The sequence below is a fragment of the Desulfonatronovibrio magnus genome (assembly GCF_000934755.1).
GTDB lineage: Bacteria > Desulfobacterota > Desulfovibrionia > Desulfovibrionales > Desulfonatronovibrionaceae > Desulfonatronovibrio > Desulfonatronovibrio magnus.
The window spans coordinates 1-20,784 of record NZ_JYNP01000067.1 but is presented as its reverse complement, the minus strand read 5'-3'; the positions used below and the strand labels follow the sequence as shown (position 1 = coordinate 20,784).

At 46.0% G+C, this 20,784-nt stretch carries 13 protein-coding genes and 1 pseudogene; 6 read left to right on the top strand and 8 right to left on the bottom strand.

What is annotated here, in order from left to right; all coding sequences use genetic code 11:
• Positions 1-441: 441 nt before the first annotated feature.
• A complete protein-coding gene (locus LZ23_RS08120) occupies positions 442-1,293 on the top strand; it encodes a PilZ domain-containing protein (RefSeq protein ID WP_045213154.1) in 852 nt (283 codons plus the stop codon).
• Between the two features lie 346 nt (positions 1,294-1,639).
• Here the strand turns inward: LZ23_RS08120 and LZ23_RS08115 are convergent, their stop codons facing one another.
• Positions 1,640-2,560 carry a diguanylate cyclase gene (locus LZ23_RS08115; RefSeq protein ID WP_045213153.1) on the bottom strand — a complete coding sequence of 307 codons (921 nt, stop codon included), beginning with the start codon at positions 2,558-2,560 and terminating at the stop codon, positions 1,640-1,642.
• On the bottom strand, positions 2,557-7,188 hold the full coding sequence (locus tag LZ23_RS08110) for a PAS domain S-box protein (RefSeq protein ID WP_045213151.1): 4,632 nt from the start codon (positions 7,186-7,188) through the stop codon (positions 2,557-2,559). Before LZ23_RS08110 ends, LZ23_RS08115 begins: the two co-directional genes overlap by 4 nt.
• Positions 7,189-7,724: 536 nt before the next feature.
• On the opposite strand from LZ23_RS08110, the gene LZ23_RS22445 reads away from it, so the two are divergent.
• A complete protein-coding gene (locus LZ23_RS22445) occupies positions 7,725-9,530 on the top strand; it encodes a sensor histidine kinase (protein ID WP_052507223.1) in 1,806 nt (601 codons plus the stop codon).
• Between the two features lie 647 nt (positions 9,531-10,177).
• On the opposite strand, the gene LZ23_RS08100 is transcribed toward LZ23_RS22445, so the two are convergent.
• The 3 genes from LZ23_RS08100 to LZ23_RS08090 all read right to left on the bottom strand — a co-directional run bounded on the left by LZ23_RS08100 (position 10,178) and on the right by LZ23_RS08090 (position 13,344).
• Positions 10,178-10,876, bottom strand: a complete 699-nt coding sequence (locus LZ23_RS08100; protein ID WP_052507220.1) for a GAF domain-containing protein — start codon at positions 10,874-10,876, stop codon at positions 10,178-10,180.
• A gap of 532 nt (positions 10,877-11,408) precedes the next feature.
• Complete coding sequence (locus LZ23_RS08095) at positions 11,409-11,822, bottom strand: GGDEF domain-containing protein (RefSeq protein WP_157493133.1); 414 nt, start codon at positions 11,820-11,822, stop codon at positions 11,409-11,411.
• A 232-nt stretch (positions 11,823-12,054) separates the two neighbouring features.
• Complete coding sequence (locus LZ23_RS08090; protein ID WP_045213148.1) at positions 12,055-13,344, bottom strand: EAL and HDOD domain-containing protein; 1,290 nt, start codon at positions 13,342-13,344, stop codon at positions 12,055-12,057.
• Between the two features lie 379 nt (positions 13,345-13,723).
• Here LZ23_RS08090 and LZ23_RS08085 point away from each other — a divergent pair, with 379 nt between their 5' ends.
• The 3 genes and pseudogenes from LZ23_RS08085 to LZ23_RS23340 all read left to right on the top strand — a co-directional run.
• The gene (locus tag LZ23_RS08085; RefSeq protein ID WP_045213147.1) at positions 13,724-14,125 is read left to right on the top strand and encodes a response regulator; all 402 of its coding nucleotides are present in this window, start codon (positions 13,724-13,726) and stop codon (positions 14,123-14,125) included.
• 59 nt (positions 14,126-14,184) lie between these two features.
• A complete protein-coding gene (locus tag LZ23_RS08080) occupies positions 14,185-14,763 on the top strand; it encodes a hypothetical protein (RefSeq protein WP_045213145.1) in 579 nt (192 codons plus the stop codon).
• 1,559 nt (positions 14,764-16,322) lie between these two features.
• Positions 16,323-16,439, top strand: a pseudogene (locus tag LZ23_RS23340) (sensor histidine kinase); the annotation flags it as partial.
• 93 nt (positions 16,440-16,532) lie between these two features.
• Here the strand turns inward: LZ23_RS23340 and LZ23_RS08065 are convergent.
• From LZ23_RS08065 to LZ23_RS08055, 3 genes are all read right to left on the bottom strand, one after another.
• Positions 16,533-17,120, bottom strand: coding sequence for an exosortase H-associated membrane protein (locus LZ23_RS08065; RefSeq protein WP_045213140.1), 588 nt, complete (start codon positions 17,118-17,120; stop codon positions 16,533-16,535).
• Positions 17,117-17,701: an exosortase H gene (xrtH, locus tag LZ23_RS08060; protein WP_084590952.1), complete on the bottom strand. Its 585-nt coding sequence runs from the start codon at positions 17,699-17,701 to the stop codon at positions 17,117-17,119. The genes LZ23_RS08065 and xrtH overlap by 4 nt, the downstream gene beginning before the upstream one ends.
• Positions 17,702-17,768: 67 nt before the next feature.
• A complete protein-coding gene (locus LZ23_RS08055; RefSeq protein ID WP_045213139.1) occupies positions 17,769-20,507 on the bottom strand; it encodes an IPTL-CTERM sorting domain-containing protein in 2,739 nt (912 codons plus the stop codon).
• Positions 20,508-20,593: 86 nt separating this feature from the next.
• Between LZ23_RS08055 and LZ23_RS24560 the strand changes: the two genes are divergently transcribed.
• Positions 20,594-20,784: transposase (locus LZ23_RS24560; RefSeq protein ID WP_045213137.1), on the top strand; the 191-nt coding region annotated here is incomplete at its 3' end.

The following is a 20,784-nucleotide window of genomic DNA, read 5'->3' as shown; positions in this document are numbered from 1 at the left end:
ATTTGACACACATCACTTCTTGATTTTAGTGTGTAACGCGTGAGTTCTTAGTTCTGCATGCAGCTTAGAGATTACGCGTACATATTGGGTAAAATACCTGCCCTGAAATTTTCCGGAAAACTACTCAAAACTGGCATATAAGCGTCTCACCCGGGCTGTCCTGGACCGAACCTGTGACTAACTGAAGATAACCTTAGCACGTTAAGGATTGCCGTGCTCGCCCCAGTTGAATGGCTGCGCCTGCACTGCGTGTATTCAACGAGGTAAAAAGACTCGCTCGCAATGACACCTGAAGTGTCAGGGATGTAGTTTCTCAAAACCTGTCACCCGCGAGGGAGCCTAAGCGACCGAAGCAATCTGAATGGCATAGCCATAATATTCTGAATTTATCACATATTCGATTGTAGTTACTTGTATAACATGCCTTAACTGTTAAATTTTATGATTGATTCTTTAGATAAAATTAAAAATTGCTTCCAGGCAGCCATGGACCAGAGGTCCAAGCTGTTTATTTCATTGCCGGATGGTACTTCAAGCATTGGAGGACTGGAGGGCATAATATCTGATTTTGATAAAAGCACACTTTTTGTTGAGGCATCATCAGGCAGTTCATTCAGTGTCAACTGGGAAGGGCTTGAAGTGGTTTGTTATTTTCGGCTTGTGACTAAAAAAGAGCCCAGAAAGGAGATGTTCTTCAATTTCAAGGCAAGTCTTGGAAAGCTGCAAAAGGATAAAGCAGGAAATTCAATCTTTTCCATGAATATGCCTGCAGAGATAAAGATTGGTCAAAGACGTTCCAGTCTAAGGGTAAGTGTGGATCCAAAACTTGTTCATGGGTTTTCAGTGTGGCAGGAAGATCATTTTATTCGTCCTGCTACAAATGACAAGAAAAAGGGGTTGCACAAGCCATTGGTCAGTACGGAAGATATTCATAAGGGCAATATAAGGATCGTAGATCTCTCGGCAGGCGGATTCAAGCTGCAACTGAAGTTGAATGGTACAAAAAACGCCGGTCTCTCATTGAATAAAGGTCAAACCATGATCGTATGGATAGTTTTGCTGGAACCTGACAACAATCAGCGCGAACAGATCTGGGTAAAAGGAAAGATAAAGTACAGTTTTGAAGATCCCGTGACCAAGGATGTTGATCTGGGCATTGAGTTTGTCAATCAGGGACTGATTACTCCTGATAAAAAAATGAAATGGGTCCGCGTCAGGGATCACAATATCGATAAGATTGGTAACTGGACTTATCAGAGGTATCTTGAAGAGTATCGTCAGGGTTTGGTTTGATGCACGGGTTTAGCAGGCTGAAGACATCGGGCTTGAAACACTAAACGCTTACATGGTTATTCCTGCACGAGTCTTAAACTGTCTTGTCTTATATTTAACCCAGGTGCAAATCTGATATGAAGGAAATCTTCGCGTTTTTTTCAAAAGAGGCTTTACTCAGTAACTGGACAGTCAAAAGTTCTTGTGCAACTCCTTGGATTTATTGCATTTTACAAGCTTCAGATATCCAGACGTTTACAGAACCTGACTATTTGAAATCATGATATTTTTTTCTTCAACTAATAACAATTAACTGATAACTTTTAACTCTCAAGTCAGTAAGTTGCAAAGCTTTTTCAGCGCCTGGTCAGGCGCTCTGAACCTGGTTCCTGCCCATTTCCTTGGCCCGGTAAAGGGCCTCGTCTGCCCATTTCAATAATTGTTCCTTGTTTTTTGCAGGGCTTTCCAAACAGTGGGTGGACGCACCAACACTTATGGTGACTACTGATGCTGTGGGTGAGTGCTGGTGGGTGATACCCAGGCCCTGCACTGCTTTCCTCAGTCCCTGGGCTACATGTACTGCCCCGGCAGCATCTGTTTCAGGCAACAGTACCACAAACTCTTCCCCTCCGTAGCGAGCAGCCATATCTGTTGGGCGCTGGAGCGTGTTTTTGATGGCTCCTGCTACTTTTATCAGACAGTTGTCTCCTGCTCCATGGCCATAGTTGTCGTTGTATAGCTTGAAGTTGTCAATATCCATGATTAGCAGGGACAAAGGAAAGCCATTACGGGTGCAACGCGACCACTCTTTAGAAAGGCTTTCATCAAAGAAACGCCGGTTGGGGATTGCTGTCAAGCCGTCCTGCATGGACAGCTTTTCCAGCATGTCTGTCTTTATCTTAAGATTCATGTGCGTTTTGATCCTGGCCCGCACAATTGTAGGGTTGAAGGGCTTGGATATATAGTCCACCGCACCCAGGTTAAAACCCTTCTCTTCATCCTCGGCTGAATCCATGGCGGTCACAAAAATAACCGGAATGGAATTAGTTTGTTCATTGCTTTTCAGCCTGCGGCAAACTTCGTACCCGTCCATTTCAGGCATCATTATGTCCAGCAGGATAAGATCCGGCGGGTTGTCACTCTGGGCAATCTCCAGAGCTTTGGATCCGCTGGTGGTCACCATCACCTTGTAATCATCCTTGATGAGCGTTCCCAAGGTATGAATATTGTTAGGCTGATCATCAACTATCAGCACTGAGTTTTTTTCATGGCTATCGGTGGTATTCATTCTATATTAACTCCTGTTTTTGCGGCCAGCTCCTTTAATTTTTCAATGGCAGCATCAAATTCAAAGTTTTCCACCAGTCCAGAGAGTTCGTCAACCTCAAGTTCTTTTACCTGGCCTCGTAAAAAACCTGTAACCATCTCTAAAAGCTCTTCCTGGATCATCTCGCTTTTTTTAAGCAGTTCCAGCATTCTGGACATGGCATCAATACCATCTTCCTGCTCCACATTCTGAGACTGATTAGGGGCTTTTTTCAGGCTGTCTAACTGTATTCGGGTATTTTCCATAGCCTGGGACAGCTCTAAGCGCATTTCAGCTGTTATATCCCTGTTTTCTTTAAAGGCCATGTCTATGGCAATTGCCGCATCAGCCAGGCGCACAGCCCCGACGGTTCCGGCCAATCCCTTGAGGGTATGGACCAGTCTGGGGGCATCTGCGCTTTTTCCCTTGCTCAGCTCTTCATCAATCCGGGCAAACTCCCCGTTTAACTGGTCCCGGAAACGGTGCAGCATCCTGTTATAAAATATGGGATCCCTGTCTGCAGATTTGAGTCCCTGATTCAGATCAAATCCTGGCAAAGAGTCAGGCAGCAGGGATAAATCTGCTTGTGGTTCCTTCGTCTGGACTTTGACAGTATCACTGACCCGCAGCCATTTGGCCAAAGTCCGGTAAAGCTGAGTGGTTTCTATGGGCTTGGGCAGGTGTTCTCGCATTCCGGCTTCACTGGATTTTTTTCTGTCTTCTTCCATTACAGCGGCGGACAGGGCTATAACCGGAAGATCCGGAAAAAGCTCAAGGATTTTTCGCGTAGCCTCAAAGCCATCCATGACAGGCATCTGCAGATCCATCAGGACAAGGTCAAAGCTGCCTGCCTTAACCATTTCCACTGCCTCAGCACCATTGTTGGCCAGGGCAATAGCGGCCCCGGTTTTTTCCAGCATTCTTGAGGCTACCTCCTGGTTTAATAGATTGTCTTCAGCCAGGAGGATGGAATAACCCTGGAAAGAGGGTATTTTAAACTGTTGGTCATCGCGGGTGTATGACGGTGCTTTTCCATAGGCTTCAGCAATGGCATTGAATATTGATGACGATGTCACAGGTTTGCTTAAAAAGCAATTGTAGCACTCAATACTGTTCTCAGGCAACTCGTCACGCTGGTAGGCACTGACTATTACAAAAGGAGGTCTCTTGCCTTTCAAGGTACCCTCATCGTGCAGCTTTTCAATCTTGCGCGCAGCTTCAATACCGTCAATCTCCCCCGGCATTTTCCAGTCCATGAAAACAAAATCATAAGGATTTCCAGCCATATCTGCATTCAGTATCGCATCTACTGCTGACTGGCCGTCATGGGCTTCTGTTACCTCAAACATGCAGTTCTCCAGTATATTGCGCAGGACCTGTCTCGCTGCTTCATGATCATCCACAACCAATGCCCTTTGTCCTTCTAATCCAGAACAGACATAGCTTGTTTCGGCATCATGAGCCAGTGGAAGCTCAATATTAAAATAAAAATTACTGCCCTTTCCTGGTCTGGACTCTACCTGGAGTTCACCACCCATGCGTTGCACAAGTTTACGGCTTATGACCAGTCCCAGGCCTGTACCACCGTATCTGCGGGTTGTGGAGGTGTCTGCCTGGGCAAAGGGCTGAAAAAGTTTCTGAATCTGGTCATTATCCATGCCGATGCCGGTGTCCTTAATTTCAAAAAGCAGCCTGACAGTTTCCGGTTCAAACTCCCTGCCTGCTGCCTCTGACCTCTGACCTCTGACTTCAGCCCTCTGTATTCTGCCTTCTGCCTTCTGCACCACGAGTTCAACATGTCCTTTTTCTGTAAATTTGACAGCGTTGCCCAGCAAGTTTGTAAAAACCTGCCCGAGACGTAATGAATCACCCTTTAGTACTCTGGGCACGTTGGAGTGGATATTGAATATAAGTTCCAGGCCTTTTACTTCGGCATTAGACCCGAACAAGGTCTTCATCTGATCCAGCAGTTCATCAACTTTGAATGTGTGCATGTCCAGTTCCAGCTTTCCTGCCTCAATCTTGGAGTAGTCCAGAATGTCATTGATAATACCGAGAAGCATGCGCGAGGAGGTGCTGATTTTAGTCAGGTAATCTCTCTGCCGGTCATCTAAGGAAGTCTGCAGAAGCAACTGGCTCAGCCCGATAACAGCATTCATGGGAGTACGGATTTCATGACTCATATTCGCCAGAAATTCGCTTTTGGCACGGTTGGCCGCCTCGGCCTCCTCCCTGGCAATTTGAATACGGTGTTCGCTTTCCATGCGATGAGTTATATCCGTGGCTATGCCCATTACCTGGCGTTTTTTCGGGTCGGAGGAAAGCATAAGCGGAACCTTGGTGGTTTGAAACCAGCGAACCTGTCCCTGGCTGTCAGTCAAACTTTCCTGGGGAATATGCTTTGGTTTGCCGGTAAGCATCACTTCCCGGTCATCCCGGAGAAAGGCTTGTATTTCTTCCTGAGTAGCGGTCATGTCGTAGTCTGTCTTGCCCAGCATAGCTTCCTTGGTAGTGCCGAAAAGCTCTGCAACCCTGGTGTTGGCCAGTGTATGCCGCCCATGCCAGTCTTTGGCAAAGATAGGATTGGGGGAGCTGTCAATTATCTGCTGTAGAAACTCTTTTTCCTGGGCAAGCCTTTCTTGAAGTAGCTTAGACTCAGTAATATCGTTGGCTGAAGCATAGATCAAACCATCCTGGGAGCTTGCCTGCCATCTCATCCATATGAAGCTCCCGTTTTTGTGCATATAGCGGTTTACCACATCCTTTACCTGTTCTTTCTGGTTCAAACGGCTCATGGCTTTACGAGTTTTTTCGAGGTCCTCAGGATGCACCATTTCAAGGAGGTTTTTCTGGGTAAGTTCGCTGACAGAATATCCCAGAATATCCTCCCAGGCTCGGTTTAACTTCAGGATACGCCCGTCCAAATCAGCTATCATCAGCAGGCCAAGAGTGACGTTAAAAAAACCTTCCAGTTCCCGGGTTGTTTTCTCCAGCTCACCTTGCCTATTGAGAAGTTCTTTTTCAACAACCCTCTTGTCAGTTATATCGTGACCAAAGCCTACAACCTCAAGTAAATTATTGTCCTGATCCACCCGGTTCATGGAGCTCCATTCTACTGTACGTGTATGTCCGTCCTTACGCGTAAGGGTCATTTCGTAGTTTTGCACAGGTCCGTTCTGCATTTTTAGAAATAAATCTCTGACCTGCTCGTTGGATGCTCCAGGATATAGTACATCCCACCAGCTTTTGCCAACCAGTTCCTGTGCACGGTAACCTGTAACTCTTTCACCGGCAGGATTGACATAGTTGCAGATTCCGTCAGGGGATATGCCGCAGATAATTGCAGGCGACATCTGGATGATACGTGAAGAGTAGTCTCTTTCCTGGCGCAAGTACTTTTCTGCAAGTTTCTGCTCTGTAATGTCTTCATTGATGCCCACTACCCGTACAGGATTGCCATTTTTATCATGGATGGACTGGGCCATGGCTTTTATATTCCGGATCTCCCCATCCTTTCTGAGTATCTTGAACTCGGACCGGTATGCTCCCTGGTGGGCAATTCCTGCCATAAAATCTTTTTCTGCCTGTTCTCTGTATTCAGGCAAAAGAGCGTCAGTCCAGTCCTTTACAGAATTGTTGAAACTTTCCGGGCTGACCCCGTAAATAAGATACATGCCCTCGTCCCATTTCAGGTATCCGTCACTCGTTCTCAGATCCCATATACCCAGTCCGGCTGCCTCCGTAGCCAGTTTCAAGCGCTCAGACAATTCCTGCTGGGCCTGTCTTGCCTGCTTTTCTGCAGTAATATCCAGCCCGGTGCCTCTGAAACCGACAAGCTCTCCGCTGTCATTTTTTATGGGCATCCCGCTTACTCTCTGCCAGACAATTCTGCCGTCCGGACGTAAAGACTGATGTTCCAGGCCTTGCCAGGAATCGCCTCTTTCTGCCCATCCAGCAAGCATTTTTTCAACCCTTGAGGCCTCCTGGGAAGGCATAAAAACAAAGGGTGTCTTTCCAAGTATTTCGTCCACTTTGCGGCCAAGTACTTCTTCCACTCTTGCAGTCAAGAATATATATGTGCCTTCAGGGTTAACTTCCCAGATGTATTCACCCGCAGCTTCGGCAACGTCATGAAAGCGCTGTTCGCTCTGTGCAAGGCTTTTCATATTTCCTTGAAGCTCATGCCATTTGAGAAGCTCTTTGATCCAAAGACCTGCAGATATTATCATCAAAGATGCACCCATAAGTTTGGCAGTCTCTTCAAAAATATGCAGAAATCCACCTGGGGCTGTCATTACAAAATTATCTGTAAAATCTGCTGCAGCATACAAAAAAATCATACCCACTCCCATGGTGAGGGGTACCCAATAACTGTTTTCCAATCTACGCATCCATTTATGGGGACAACAGATAATAAATACCAGAACCAGCCCGACCAGCAGCGCAAAGATTCCCTCCATAACCATGGCAGTTTGTAAAGAAGTTTCCGTCTTTATCTGCATAAAAGACAGTACACTGGCAGTTAGGATTATGCCGGCAAGCAAAAGAACAGCTGCGAGGCGCTTGGAAAAGGCCAGCCATTTACCCTGACCGGGTGAATTATTATACATTATCTCTCTCTTAGTTTTCCGGACAGTCAAAGGTTAGCGGACTTTCTCGTGTTTGACATGCATAAGAGCACTGTGTCCAGGACGAGTAGTGCCTGGGAAAGCTATAGTTTCGGATCTGATAGTCACACACTAAGATAGAACACTAATACCTGACGCTGGCTACGCCTGCAACCCAAAAAAAGATTTTGGCCACTCTTTAGCCGCTGTTGAATGGGCTGAGTTAAAAAAGAAGGTTTGTGGCGTAAACTGCTCCTGAACTTCGCCTTCCGTTGGATAGCTCCAAAAATTGGCCCACAGAGCATTCAACTCTGACTTTTAAAACAGAATCGGTTGTGCTTAACTGTTGGAGTTTTGGTTCTTAAAACATTTTTGTTTCCATCCAAAGTTCTTACTTTCCAGATAGAATTTTTTGTAGTAATATGTAGCTTCGGATGCGGCCGGGGAGGGTTTTACCCTCACGGATTTGTTTTTCTTGAGCAGGTCTTGTTCTGGGTGACATCAAACAAGCACTTCAATTATCAGCAGGAGTCAATCAAATGTCCAAATCTGGACGATCGTATATTGGCATAGTTCTGACCATTGTTGGCCTGGTTGCCATAACTGCAGGGGTAATCATTTTCATATCTTTTGCAGGCAGTCGTAAGGCCATCACTGATATGGCCATGCAGCTTCAGGCCCAAGTGGCCCAGAATGTTCAGAATAAATTAAGCAATTTTGTGGAACTGCCCCATGCCCTCAATGAGATCAACAGTAGCTGTATTCTTCACAATCCTGAATCTTTAAATGATCTGGAATTATTCGGTGAAAGAAAATTAAGTCAGCTCAAGGCTTTTGAAAGTATTCAAAATATGGCTGTGGGCGTTCAAGAACAGGGTAACTTTATTGGTGCAGGTCGTGCTGAGGATGGAGTGTTTACCCTGGCCATCAGGGATAAGATGTATGACAGTACTTACCGGGTGTTCAAGGTTGATGCTCATGGCCAGAAAGCTGAATTGATGCACGAACAGCCTGGTTATGATGCCCGGCAGCGGCCCTGGTATAAAACAGCGGTGCAGGCGGGAGAAGCAATCTGGAGTCCCATTTATCTCTGGGCTTCAGGCAGGTCAATGGGCCTGACTGCTGTGTTGCCCATCCTTGATGATCAGGGGACCCTGCTTGGAGTGCATCAGACAGCCTCTTCACTGGACTTTATCAGCAGGTATCTTCAGGAGGTGGTGCAGGGCCGGGCCCACCAGGTATTCTTGCTGGAGCCAGACGGACTCCTTGTGGCCACATCAGTCGCGGAAGAAGTAACTCAGTCCACAGAGCATGGTTTTGAAAGAATTGCTGGGACAGCCAGTGCGGACCAGTTGACTCGCCAGGCTTCCATATATCTGGAACAGTATTTGGATGGTGAATCAGGATTTGAACAGCCCATTCATTTTACTTCAAATGTTGCAGGCCAGCGCTACTTTGTTTCTGCCGTCCCCTTGTCTGAAATGCGTGGCCTGGAATGGGTTCTGGTGACCAGTATATCCGAAGCTGAGATCATGTCTGATATCAACAAAGCTCAGCGCTTCACTATGGGAATTGTGCTGGCAGCAACACTTGCCTCCATTATCACAGGAGTCATGATTGCTCGGAAATTAGCCAGTTCAAATCAGCAACTCCATACTGCAAATGTTGACAAAGACAGGCTTTTTACCATTATTGCTCATGATCTCAAATCACCATTGGCCGGGATTTCAGGGTCAACAGAGATGCTTTCCAATGAAATAGATGTATTTTCTAAAAATGAAATTCAGATGCTTTGTAAGCAGTTGCATGTCAATTCCAGCAATACTCTGGACCTTTTGAATGACCTGCTGCAGTGGGCTCGCATGAGCCAGGGGAGTATGAATTATGCTCCCCGGCCATTCCAGCTGTATGAACTGGTAAAAACCGTGCTCGCTGCTCCACAGGATGTGGCCGCAAAAAAGGAAATTACTATCAGCGTTGAGGTTCCCCAGGAGATAAAAGTTCTGGTTGATGAACCCATGATTAAGACTGTAATCCGCAATCTCCTGTTTAATGCCATTAAATTTACCCAACGCGAGGGAAGAATCATTATTATAGCCAGTCAGGATGGCCGCCATGCTGTTCTATCCGTTCAAGACAACGGCATGGGCATGGATCAGGAGATATTGTCTTCAATCTTTTCCGTTAAAAAGGGTCAATGGCAGATAGGAACTGAGGGTGAGAAGGGCACGGGTCTGGGTTTGATCCTGTGCAAACAGTTCATTGAACAGCATGGCGGAAAGATCTGGATTGAAAGTGAGCCAGGTAAGGGAACTACAGTCAGCTTTACGCTGCCTCTGGCGTGAAGATGGACTTGGAGTCCATTGATATCTCAGGCTTCTATCTCAGCAGGGTAAAGAGTTTGTATTGTTCATCATATTTCCTGCAGCTTTGAATAGTTACCTTAAGCGATAAATTTTTTTCTTTTGGCAATGAAATCGAGTAATTATGAGGAGGCGCATCTTGATACGTTGACGAATAATTGTGCAGATTGACCACGCGAGACACGTGGCAGGCTCAACCAAAGGGAAAAAGAACCTTTTCCGGATGAAAACTAACTATCATATAATTATAAACTGGGCTTACTGTCTGGGCTTAAGTGCTTTTGAAAAAGCTGCCGCCAACTATTAAGCTGGACAGGTCAGTATGCAGGCAGGAAACCGTGAACACTGTAAGTTCGCAGGATCAGAAAACCGTATCCACCAGGACTTCGGGAATTCCTATCAAATGATGCTTGCGAATGGTATTCTTTTCAAGTTTAATACCGGATTATCATCATGACATAGCTGCAAGGTGCAATCGAAAACGATCTTACAGCAAAATTATTTGCAGAGCCGTATAGCTTTCAAGTAAACATGGGAACCATTTCAAGGTCCCTAAGTTCATCTCTTAACAGCGCCACCATTCAAGGCTTTCTGGTTGGTCGACTCTATTTTTATTGGTTATCAGGCTGTTAAGAGCCTTTATAAAATTTCGGATATAATTTTTTTATACAATTATGGCACATCCCATGACTAAAGTCAGCTTCCGGATGTTTGATAAGGTAGTGCTCGATAGGCTGCCACTGTCCTTCTTGATCCCTAATTGCCTTGCAACTTGAACAGATAGGCACGATACCCCGAAAAGCTTGAATTTCCATGAGATAGTCTGTTAATCGTCTATTTTTATCATCTAAAACCTGATTCATATATAATAGTTCAAGGTTGTTCTCTATGATGTGCTTGAACTTTAACATGAGTTGTTCGATAATTAAAGAGAATTCATTTCGTTTGCTATCAAGAACACAAATTGTTCCAAATGGGGTTTTATTTGGCAGCATGATCGGGAATCCAAGATAAGATATCATGCTCAGCTTTATGTCCGGGTTATTTTTCCATTTTTTGTCTGCCAACGCATCTGGAACCAAGAGTTTTTTATTGGATTTGATTACAGTTTCACAATATAAGCCTGAATCTTCAAAATGTTCCTTGTATCCAGCATGATAAGGGTTTTCTTCGCCTCGGCTTGAAATCAGAACTTCAATATCAGGTCCGCTCAATTTCATAATCAGCCCGACAGGTACTTTGCACAACTGAGCAATTAAATCAGCGAGTTGCTGCCAGTTTTCTTGAACGTCTTTCGGTACATTAATATCAATTCTTTCATTTATCATCTTAAACTCCTGAAGAGTATCATTATGCGGAATTCAAAAAGTCATCCCTACATACTTTTTTCTAAAACTAATTAAAAATTTCGTAACAGTTTAGCCATTTGCATTTGGCACGGGGACTGGCTCTCCCAGCCCTTGTTTTATTAAATCTGTGTTTTACATCAACAAAAAACAAGGGCTGGGGTGCCTGTCCCCTGCTTACCTTAGAAAAGGGCTAAACTATTACAAAATTTCATTATATTTTTGTAAACTCAGTCCCAGTCAAAAATGAAATTTTTGGTATCTGTTTAGCGCTTTGGATGTGGCATGGCTTCCTGCCCGGAGGCATACAGCCCGGAGGGGGACAGGCACTCCAGGGCCCACTTGTCCCAAAAAATGAGATATTTTAAGCACAAAATGATGTTCAATTGGGTCCTGGAGTGTCTGTCCTCAATTGAGACAAGTAATAAAATTTCAGAAGTTTCACTGTAGTACTAACAAAAGCTATGAAGAACTGCGTCTGGACATGAATGTCCGCTTTAATCAGGTCACTCCTTCAAAGAACAACCCGGTTTCTACCTTCCTTTTTTGCCTGATACAGCTTTTCATCCGCACAGTTTACCAGGATATCAATATCCTGTGACTCCACTTCTGACATGGCTGCAACTCCCATGCTGGCTGTAAGCCTGATTCCCTTGACAAATAAATGATCAGCCATGGCCTGCCTGATTCGTTCTGCTACCCTGGCAGCCTGTGCAGCTCCTGTTTCAGGCAGCTGAAGGATAAACTCTTCACCGCCCCATCTGGCCACGGCATCCTGTTTTCTGGCACAGCTTTTAAGAATGATAGCCGTCTGTTTCAGGACATCATCGCCTGCATTGTGCCCATACTGGTCATTGATCCTTTTGAAGTGATCAATATCCAGCAGGATTACACTGAAGTCTCTCTGATAGCGTTTATATAGGAGCATTACGCGTTTCTGAAAAGTCAATTGGGGACTGTCCCAAAGCCAGGAACAGTCCCCCTCCGGGCTGTAAGCCTCCGGGCAGGAAGCCTTGCCAGGCCGTCAAAATCGGATTTTAACTCCAAAATAGTTATGACATACAGCTCGGATTTATAGTTTTCAGAAACGCTTAATGCTCTCGCTCAATTTGGTCAGCAGGGGTTGGGCCTCAAAGGGCTGACAAAGGTGCAGTATGTGATCAGGGCTTCAGCCGTGCAATGTTAAGAAAATGCTTTGTCCAGACCATGGCTTGGTTCAGCTTTTTTGCTGTTTCAGCAGGTGAGATTTCTAATTTTCGAAGCAGGTGGTCTGTTTCTTCCCACTTGGCACGTTCACAGGCAACAGCCAGGTCCAGCCACTGCTTCAGGTCCTGATTGTGCCCCAAGAGCGCATTTTTAACTTCCTCTTCAAGTGACAGGCAGCACACAAGCTCTTCCATGGGCTGGACCATAATGGCATCAAGCTGGGAAAAAAGCCCCAGCAGAAACATGTTGTCCCGGGAAAGCGGGACAGAATCATTAATCATGGTAATGGACTCAAGAAACCTGGCTCGCTGGAGGGAAGTAAACAGCAATTCTCCAATACGTGGGCTGGAGTTCAAGTCAGCCATGATTAACACTCTGAGCCAGGCCGCTATCCTCTGCTGTCCAAGAAGGGTTACGGCCTGATTTATGGACTTGATCACATGGGTAACTCCGATACCGGGAGAGTTGATATAGCGCAACAGGCGATAGCTTAATGATATATCATGCTGAATTATCTCAGATATCAACTTTAAATCCAGGTCAGCAGAGTTCAGGACATTCAAGACTTCCAGTCTGGCAATGTGGCTGGCTGACAGTTTTTTGCCGCTGATTATCTCGGGGCGGCTGAAGAAATATCCCTGGAACAAGTCAAATTCAAGTTCCCTGCACAGGTTATACATGTCCTGGTCTTCAACCTTTTCTGCCAGGAGCTGCACAGAATGGTTTGATTTGAACTGACTCACAAGCACTTCAATCTGATGCTTTTTCATATCCAGGACATCAATTTTGACCAGGTCCGCAATATTCAAGATGGGCTCGTATTCCGGCTGACCCACAAAGTCATCCAGGGCCAGCAGGTATCCTTCTGACTTGAGCCTGGAGCAGCGCCTGAGAATAGCTTCAGTAGGCCTGACTGTTTCAAGAATTTCCACCACAGCTGTTTCAGATGGAAGGGCATTGGGCGCACCCTGGAGAATCATTTCTTCAGGATAATTGATGAGCAGCCTTTGTCCCCTTGCAATAAGATCTGAGGCCAGGCTGAAGCCATCCATGATCACCTTTGATGTGGCTATATTGCCATCCTGAATCCGGGCGGAGCTGGATAGTTGTCCCTCTCTGAACAGCAATTCATAGCCCCAGATGTTCATTGACCTGTCAAATACAGGCTGTCTGGCTACATATACAGCTTCAAAGCTGTAGTCTTGAGTTGAACATATTCCTGGCTTTGAGCGCTGAGCTGTCATGTACCTTCTCCCTCATGTTGCAGGAGCCTTTGATTTCTTCAGAAAAGAGTAATTCGCCTGCGTTCATCATCTAATAATAGTTACTATACAGTATGTTCATACGATGTCGATTAAACTTGGGAGTGATTTTTTTGATGGTTACTGTCATTCCAAAGGGTGACTCAGGGGGGCAGGAGGAGGGGCAGATGTGAAAAGTTTGTTTGACAGTAGCGGCTAAATTGTATGATTGGCCTGATTTTTTTATGAATCCAATTGACCTTTGGTATGATTTTTTTTTATGTTTTCATCATACCAAAGGGTGATTGGCATTTTTTGGGAGTTGGATAAATTTTAATCTGCTCTCGGGCCAAACGATCTGAAACAGGATTTAGAGTGCAACATGTATCTGTCTGGTTTAACCGTAAACAAAGTTCTCATTGCAGATGACTGTGAACTTTACAGCCAGCTACTGACGTTTTTTTTGGAGAAGCTGAATATAAATGTAATGTCAGCTTCCAATGGGTTAGAAGCTTTAGAGCTTACAAAGAAACACTCTTTTGACCTTGTTTTGATGGATATAAGAATGCCCAAAATGTCAGGAGATGAGGCTGCAGAAAAGATCAGAAATCTGAAGTCTGCAACCAGAAGCAATGTCCCCATAATTGGAATGACCAGCTTAGAATCAAATGATACAAATTTTTCTTTACCCGGTGAATTTGATGAGTGTTTGAATAAGCCACTGAATCAAAAAGCTCTTTATCAAGTGCTAACAAAATATTTCACCTCAAGGGTGATTAGTTGACAGTGATTTGTTCAATAGATAATAGAAAATTAGCTGACACTAACCAAGGAGGGTTATTAATGGCAGAGCCAGTATTTACTGCTGATCAGGTTAATTACCTGAAAGAACATATGTCAGTGTGGCTTGCTGAGCAAAGTCTTGGCAAACCGCCTGCAGTATATGAGATAGAACTACGGGAGCGCATGATCAGAGTTGAAGAAGAGCTTAAGTATCAGCGCGAAATGATTCGTTCCATCCTTACTCAGATGGAAAAACGCTTTGAGCAATCTGACAAGCGTTATGAAGAGTTGCGTCTGGATATGAACGCCCGCTTTGAACAGGTAGACAGGCGTTTTGTGGAAATGCGAGAGGACATGAGTGCCCGTTTTGAGCAGGTTGACAGGCGTTTTGAAGAAATGCGTGAGGATATGAACGCCCGCTTTGAGCAGGTTGATAAGCGTTTCGAGCAGGTTGATAAGCGTTTTGAAGAAATGCGTATGGATATGAATGCCCGCTTTGAGCAGATGGACAAGCGTTTCGAGCAGGTTGACAAGCGTTTTGAAGCCCTGACACGCAGGATTGATCGCTTTATGATCTGGTCTTTTGGAACGTCCTTGACCATGGCTGCCATCATTATTGGAGTTCTTAAGTACACATAAGTTGATGTGTTGCAGCGCCATCACAGGTCACTTGCTTAAATAACAACCCGGTTTCTACCTTTCTTTTTTGCTGACTACGCCTGCAACCCCAAAAAAGATTTTGGCCACCCTTTAGCCACTGTTGAATGGTCTAAGTAAAAAAGTACCTGTTTAGCGCTTTGGATGTGGCATGGCTTCCTGCCCGGAGGCCTACATCCCGGAGGGGGACTGGCTTTTTCGGGACCCACTTGCCCAAAAAAAAGAGTCATTTTGAGCACAAATTGATGCTCAAGTGGGTCCCGGAGTACCTGTCCCCTGCTTTTCTTAAAAGCTCCTCACCCGGGCGGACCAGGACCGAACCTGCGAGTAACTTTAAGACTCTGTCACTTTTCTGGAAATTGGGACAGTCCCCGCGGGGTATTATAAAACAGATTGATGCTCCATTGATTCCTGGAAAAATTTGCTTAAATGAAAAAATTTACAAAGCGAGGGACAGCCCCCCTCCGGGCTGTAAGCCTCCGGGCAGGAAGCTGTGCCAGGCGTAAAGCTCTCATCTTTGACGGAACTTTTCTGGTAATTGAGAATCAATCATATGTAAAAATCCTAATGCGGGCTGTGCCCACAACCAAAAAAAAGATATTTAAACCGCCCGTTCGAAGACTCACTCAAGACGCAAAGGGCGCAAAGGAAGAAAGAAGATTTTTCATTTGCCGGGGAACCCAGTTAAACCCGCCCAGTTAAATGGCAGATATTAAACCGGGTAAATCTGCGACGGAGACTACGTCTGTTTAACAAGGCAGGGGGCAAATGAAAAGGCAGCCTTTTTAAAAACCGATGCCCGGTTTTCAAAAAAATCTTCCTTATTGTCTTTAACTTTGAGTCCTTTGCCTGCCCAGTTGAATTGCTCGAAGAGCAAGCCCGAAGGGCATTCAACCGGGGTGCCTTTGCGCTTCAAATTTTCTTGTTTTTTATGACAGGGTTTCAGGAGTAAGTTATTAAAATTGTGAAAATTATAAACGTTTGATTTTGTTGGTAATTTGGTTTTAGTTACTTAGAAGCTCTTCACACGGGGGGACCGGGACCAAACCTGTGAGTAACTTAAAAATCAGCCTTAACACGTTTGAGATTGCCGCGCTCGAAGACTCGCTCGCAATGACACATGAGGTGTTACATGTGTAGTTGCTCAAAATCTGTCATCCACGAAGGTGCCTAAGCGACCGAATCAATCTGTAAGGTAAATCCATAATGCTCTGAATTTATTACTAATTTGGTCTTAGTTACTTAGAAGCGCCTCACCCGGGCGGCCCGGGACCGAACCTGTGAGTAACTTAAAAATCAGCCTTAACACGTTTGAGATTGCCGCGCTCGAAGACTCGCTCGCAATGACACATGAGGTGTTACATGTGTAGTTGCTCAAAATCTGTCATCCACGAAGGTGCCTAAGCGACCGAATCAATCTGTAAGGTAAATCCATAATGCTCTGAATTTATTACTAATTTGGTCTTAGTTACTTAGAAGCGCTAAACAGGTACAAAAAGGAAGGTTTAGTGGTCTAAACTGCTCCTGAGGGTGAGAAGGGCACGGGTCTGGGTTTGATCCTGTGCAAACAGTTCATTGAACAGCATGGCGGAAAGATCTGGATTGAAAGTGAGCCAGGTAAGGGAACTACAGTCAGCTTTACGCTGCCTCTGGCGTGAAGATGGACTTGAATTATTGATATTTCAAGCTTGCCTGTCAGCAGCGTAAAGAGTTTGTATTGATTCATCAACAATTCCTGCAGCTTTGAATAGTTATCTTTCTGAAACAATTTGCCTGATAAACCAGCGGTGCATGGCAATCCAGGTGGCTGAAGTGGATATAACCGGAAGCATGAGAAAACCGAATTGATACCCCAGAGCCACAAATTCCCGTCCCAGGGCACCATAGCCCATTTGCTCTGCAATGTCAGGACCGTACTGGATGGTGGTCAGCTTGAGGAATTCAAATGCCACTCCCCAGGCCTGGAAAGGCAGCAGAATAATAAATCCCCCGGCAAGCCTGAGCCAGGACATGTATCCAATACCCGTTGACAAGGTCAGGGCAGACAGCAGGGGCAGGTTCCAGCAGTAAGAAAGGGGGTTGATTTGAAAAAGCAGATAGCCGGTTTGACCGTCCTGAGTTGTTACCTGCAGATTAGTCTCTAAGTTCAGCATTCTGTCTGAAGCTGACAGGCTTTCAATCTGACCCGCTGCGAACAGTTCCAGCCACAGGGATGTAAACCATCCAACCGGTACTATAAGACTTCCTGCCAGCACATGCCAGGCAGTAAAGGACACCGGCAGCCAGAAGAGCAGACGCAGTATAAAGCCTGAAAGAATTTTGTGCCTGAGAATATTCATTTTCGTTTGGGGCGTTTCTTTTTGGGTCTGGTTTTTGGCTTGTGCTGCCTGTCTTTTGGCTCCTTGATGCTGGAACTGCCAGCCAGCAGGCTCTGTGCCTCTTCCTTGCGGGGCAGCATGCGTATCCATACCAGCCAGAAGATAAGCGCATCCAGCATGATCAGTGCCTGCCACAGGTAAAGATGAGTCCACTCAAAAACTGCATAGCTCCACTGACCAATATAAAAAAGAGAAATAATCCTCACCAGATTCAGAGACTGGATAGCTACAAAACCCAGGCCAAGGCCAATAAGTTTATGCTTCCATGATGCTGGAAAGGCCAGGATTGCTGCAGCCAGGATAATCATGGCCTCTACCCCGTTGCATCCTGCTTCAATGCTTACGGCAAAATTGTTGGGAATATGGTACAGGACAATGCCTGAAGACTCCACTCCCTTGTCAAAAATTCCAACAATCCAGGCGCTGATAAAGGCCAGGGCAGTGGTAAAGGGTTCAATCACCCTTTCTCGGACTGGCCGCCAGAGCTCTAAGGTAAAGAGCACAGCCTGGATGGTAAAAAAGTACAGGAAAAATCTGAGCATTAGTGATATATATTTTTATGGAGCAGGCGCAGGCTGATTTATAGCCTGCACCCGCTCCAGGGGGGTGTTAGAAGTAGCCCCTGCGCCTCATATAAAGGGCGGAAAGGGCCATGAGCATAGACATGATTATCAGTCCCCATTCAGACATGGTGGGGATGGATTGGGGCGGTGGGGTAACAGCAACAATGGTAATTGTTGCATCATCACCGTTGTTATCTCCTCTTGGATCAACCTGATCACCGCGCACTGATGCATAATTGGTATATGGTCCATTCTCAAGTACCCGCACAGTAATGACCATTTCAGTGCTTTGACCATTATTCAACGGGCCGATATTCCAGATGCCTGTGGCCTGAGAATAGTTTCCCTGGGCTGCACTGGCTGATAAGAATGCATATCCGGCAGGCAGTTGTTCAGATACTCTTACGCCTGTGGCATTGTCAGGTCCGTTATTGGTTACTCTGATTGTGAACTGGACCTGCTGATCAACCTGCGGTCTCGGATTGTCCACGGTCTTGGTCAGAACCAGGTCAGCCCTTGGTGCTGAAGGATCAGGATCTATGGGAACCGGAGTGGGGCGCGGATCATCCTGATCCGGCACATCAGATGGCGGAAGATCAGGATCCAAGTCTTTAAGTTGTTCTTCGTCATAAGTTTCTGCCTCAAATGGTTCATCCTCACCTGGCGGAGTCCACTCAGCATGGCCCTTGTTCTCATAGGTTGCTTCAACTTCCGGGTTGTCCACCAGGACATCAAAGGCTATCTCAAGACGGTTTTCAGCCTCATTTATTGTTCCCAGGGTTACTCCGAAATCCGGGCCAAAGTTGGCCAGTACGCGGACTCTTCCTCTTGGAAACTCTGCACTTGGCGGATCAAAAGCACATTGATCAACCGTGGTCGAACCATAAGCAGTGCATTCAGGTGCTCCGAACATGGTCATGCCCTCAGGAGGAGGATCAGTTATGAGCACCCCATCAGCCCTGATTACATTGTCGTTGACCCATACCATGGTCCAGCGGACAATGCTTTGATCATCAACAGTGCCTTTTTTGACGCCAAATGGTGGATCAAACACATACCCAAAAATGGCTGGTATGCTGTCCGATGCAACAACAGGCTCTGCTCCGGGGATTTCTGATCCGTCAGGTTCAACCGGAATCATTTCCAGTTCCACATAGTTAACCAGGCTTCTCAATCTGGTTTCTTCATAGAACCACACAGCACTTGCGCCAGGTGCCAGAGGAAAGTCCCCATTGCGCAGCTGCATGCCGCTCTGATCCTGTGGGGTTACATTAAGTCCCTCATCAGTGAAGACAGGTTCATCCAGCCAGGATTCACCGGTATTGGTGGCTACAAAGCACCAGGTCATATCCACTGGTATGGGATCCTTATTAACCACCACCAGTTCTTTCTCGCCCGGACATCCAGCACCATTGTCATGGCCCAGGTAGGCTGTTTTCTCGATATCGAGACGACCATCTACAAAATCCGTAGATATTTCAGCTGCAGATACGTAATCGTTAAGTCCATCCTGGCCGTCTATACCATTTCGTCCACTATCTGCATCTCCTGTGGCACCAGGTCTGGATGCGTACATTAGTTCAGCAGTGTTGCGCAGCCTGTCTCCATGAACGGCCGAGTCATTACTCTCAACCCGGTAGGTTACGATTGTACTGCCAGTATTTCTGGTCAGTGCAGCAATATTCCAGATCAGAGTCTGATCCTCTACAATGGCAGGAGCAGGACTGGCTGAATCCGGAATATAGTTCAGACCGTCAGGCAGGGTATCACCTATCCACAGGTCATAGGCATCAGCGGTGCTGTCACCAGTATGCTCTATGGTTAGAGTGAAAGTTATATCCTTGTTCGGTGATATTATTGTGGTTGAGGCTGCTTTACTGATCTGCAGATCAGGCTCAACCACGGTCAGGTTCAAAGGTTGTATGCCTGGCTCATCAGCGTCTGCGTCAAAATCGCGCCACTCATCTCCCTCAGGGCCTTGAAAGGTCAGGTGGGCATTGTTGCCCAGAACCACGCCGTCCTGATTGGCCAGGATGTTCTCAACCCGGGCCTGGATATCAACAGTCAGAAAGTCATCTTCAGTGTTGTCGTTGGCCGGGTTGGTTACAGTCCCCAAGTCAAAAGTCAAAGTGCTGCCGCTTTGCTGGGGGGTGCCGGAATACTCTGTAGTTATACCGGCATTGCCCAGCCCCAGAGAAGCACTGATAAAACTAAGTCCCGTGGGCAGTTCATCCACTAAGACCAGACTGTTAACAGTACCTTGGATCAAATCGACCCGCAGCCTGTAGGTTAGTGTTTCACCAATGGTATAGGTGTTTCTGGAAGGATCAGGGTGAAAGCGCTTGTCCAGGGTCACAGGATCTCCAATGGTCAATGTCTGAGATCCGGCGCTGGTATTATAGTTGTTTAGAACTTCGCTATCATTCTGATGGCTGCCATCACTTCCATCACGCTGATGATCGCTTGGACCGGGCAGGCTGGAGAAAGTTGCAGAAATAGTGTTTTGAATCTTATCACCAGGCAGGACAGTGTCAGCTATGACTGCGGCAAAGGTTATGGTCAGGCTGTTTCCAGCCGGCAGGTCAAAGGGTTGGGTAGACCATGCATTACCGTGATTGTTCAGATCTGGTTGAATATCTCCACTGACTTGAAGTGTCTGCACATTTCTCAATCCAGAGGGCAGGTTGTCAGTCAGTTCCAGGTCATGGGCTGTGGTGTTGCCTTTATTTTCAACCCCATGTGTCAGGATAGATGTCGCCTTGGATGAATTTTGAGGGAGGGCCAAGAGGAGGCCCCCCGGGGGGCCTCCTCTTGGAGCCAAATATCTCTTTCATCCTATTTTTAATATCACAAGGGGCAGGAGTTATTTCAATGTCTTACTCTTTGCATTTTAAGGAAAATGTAGTCAAAATGGTACTTACAGGTTCTAATTCTCAAGCTCAGGTCGCCAAAGATATGGGAGTACCTGCGTCTACCATGCGATACTGGCTTAAAACAATCCAGCACCCAGGAAGTACCACGATGGCTAAACATGAAAAACGTCCCCAGGATTGGTCCTCTAA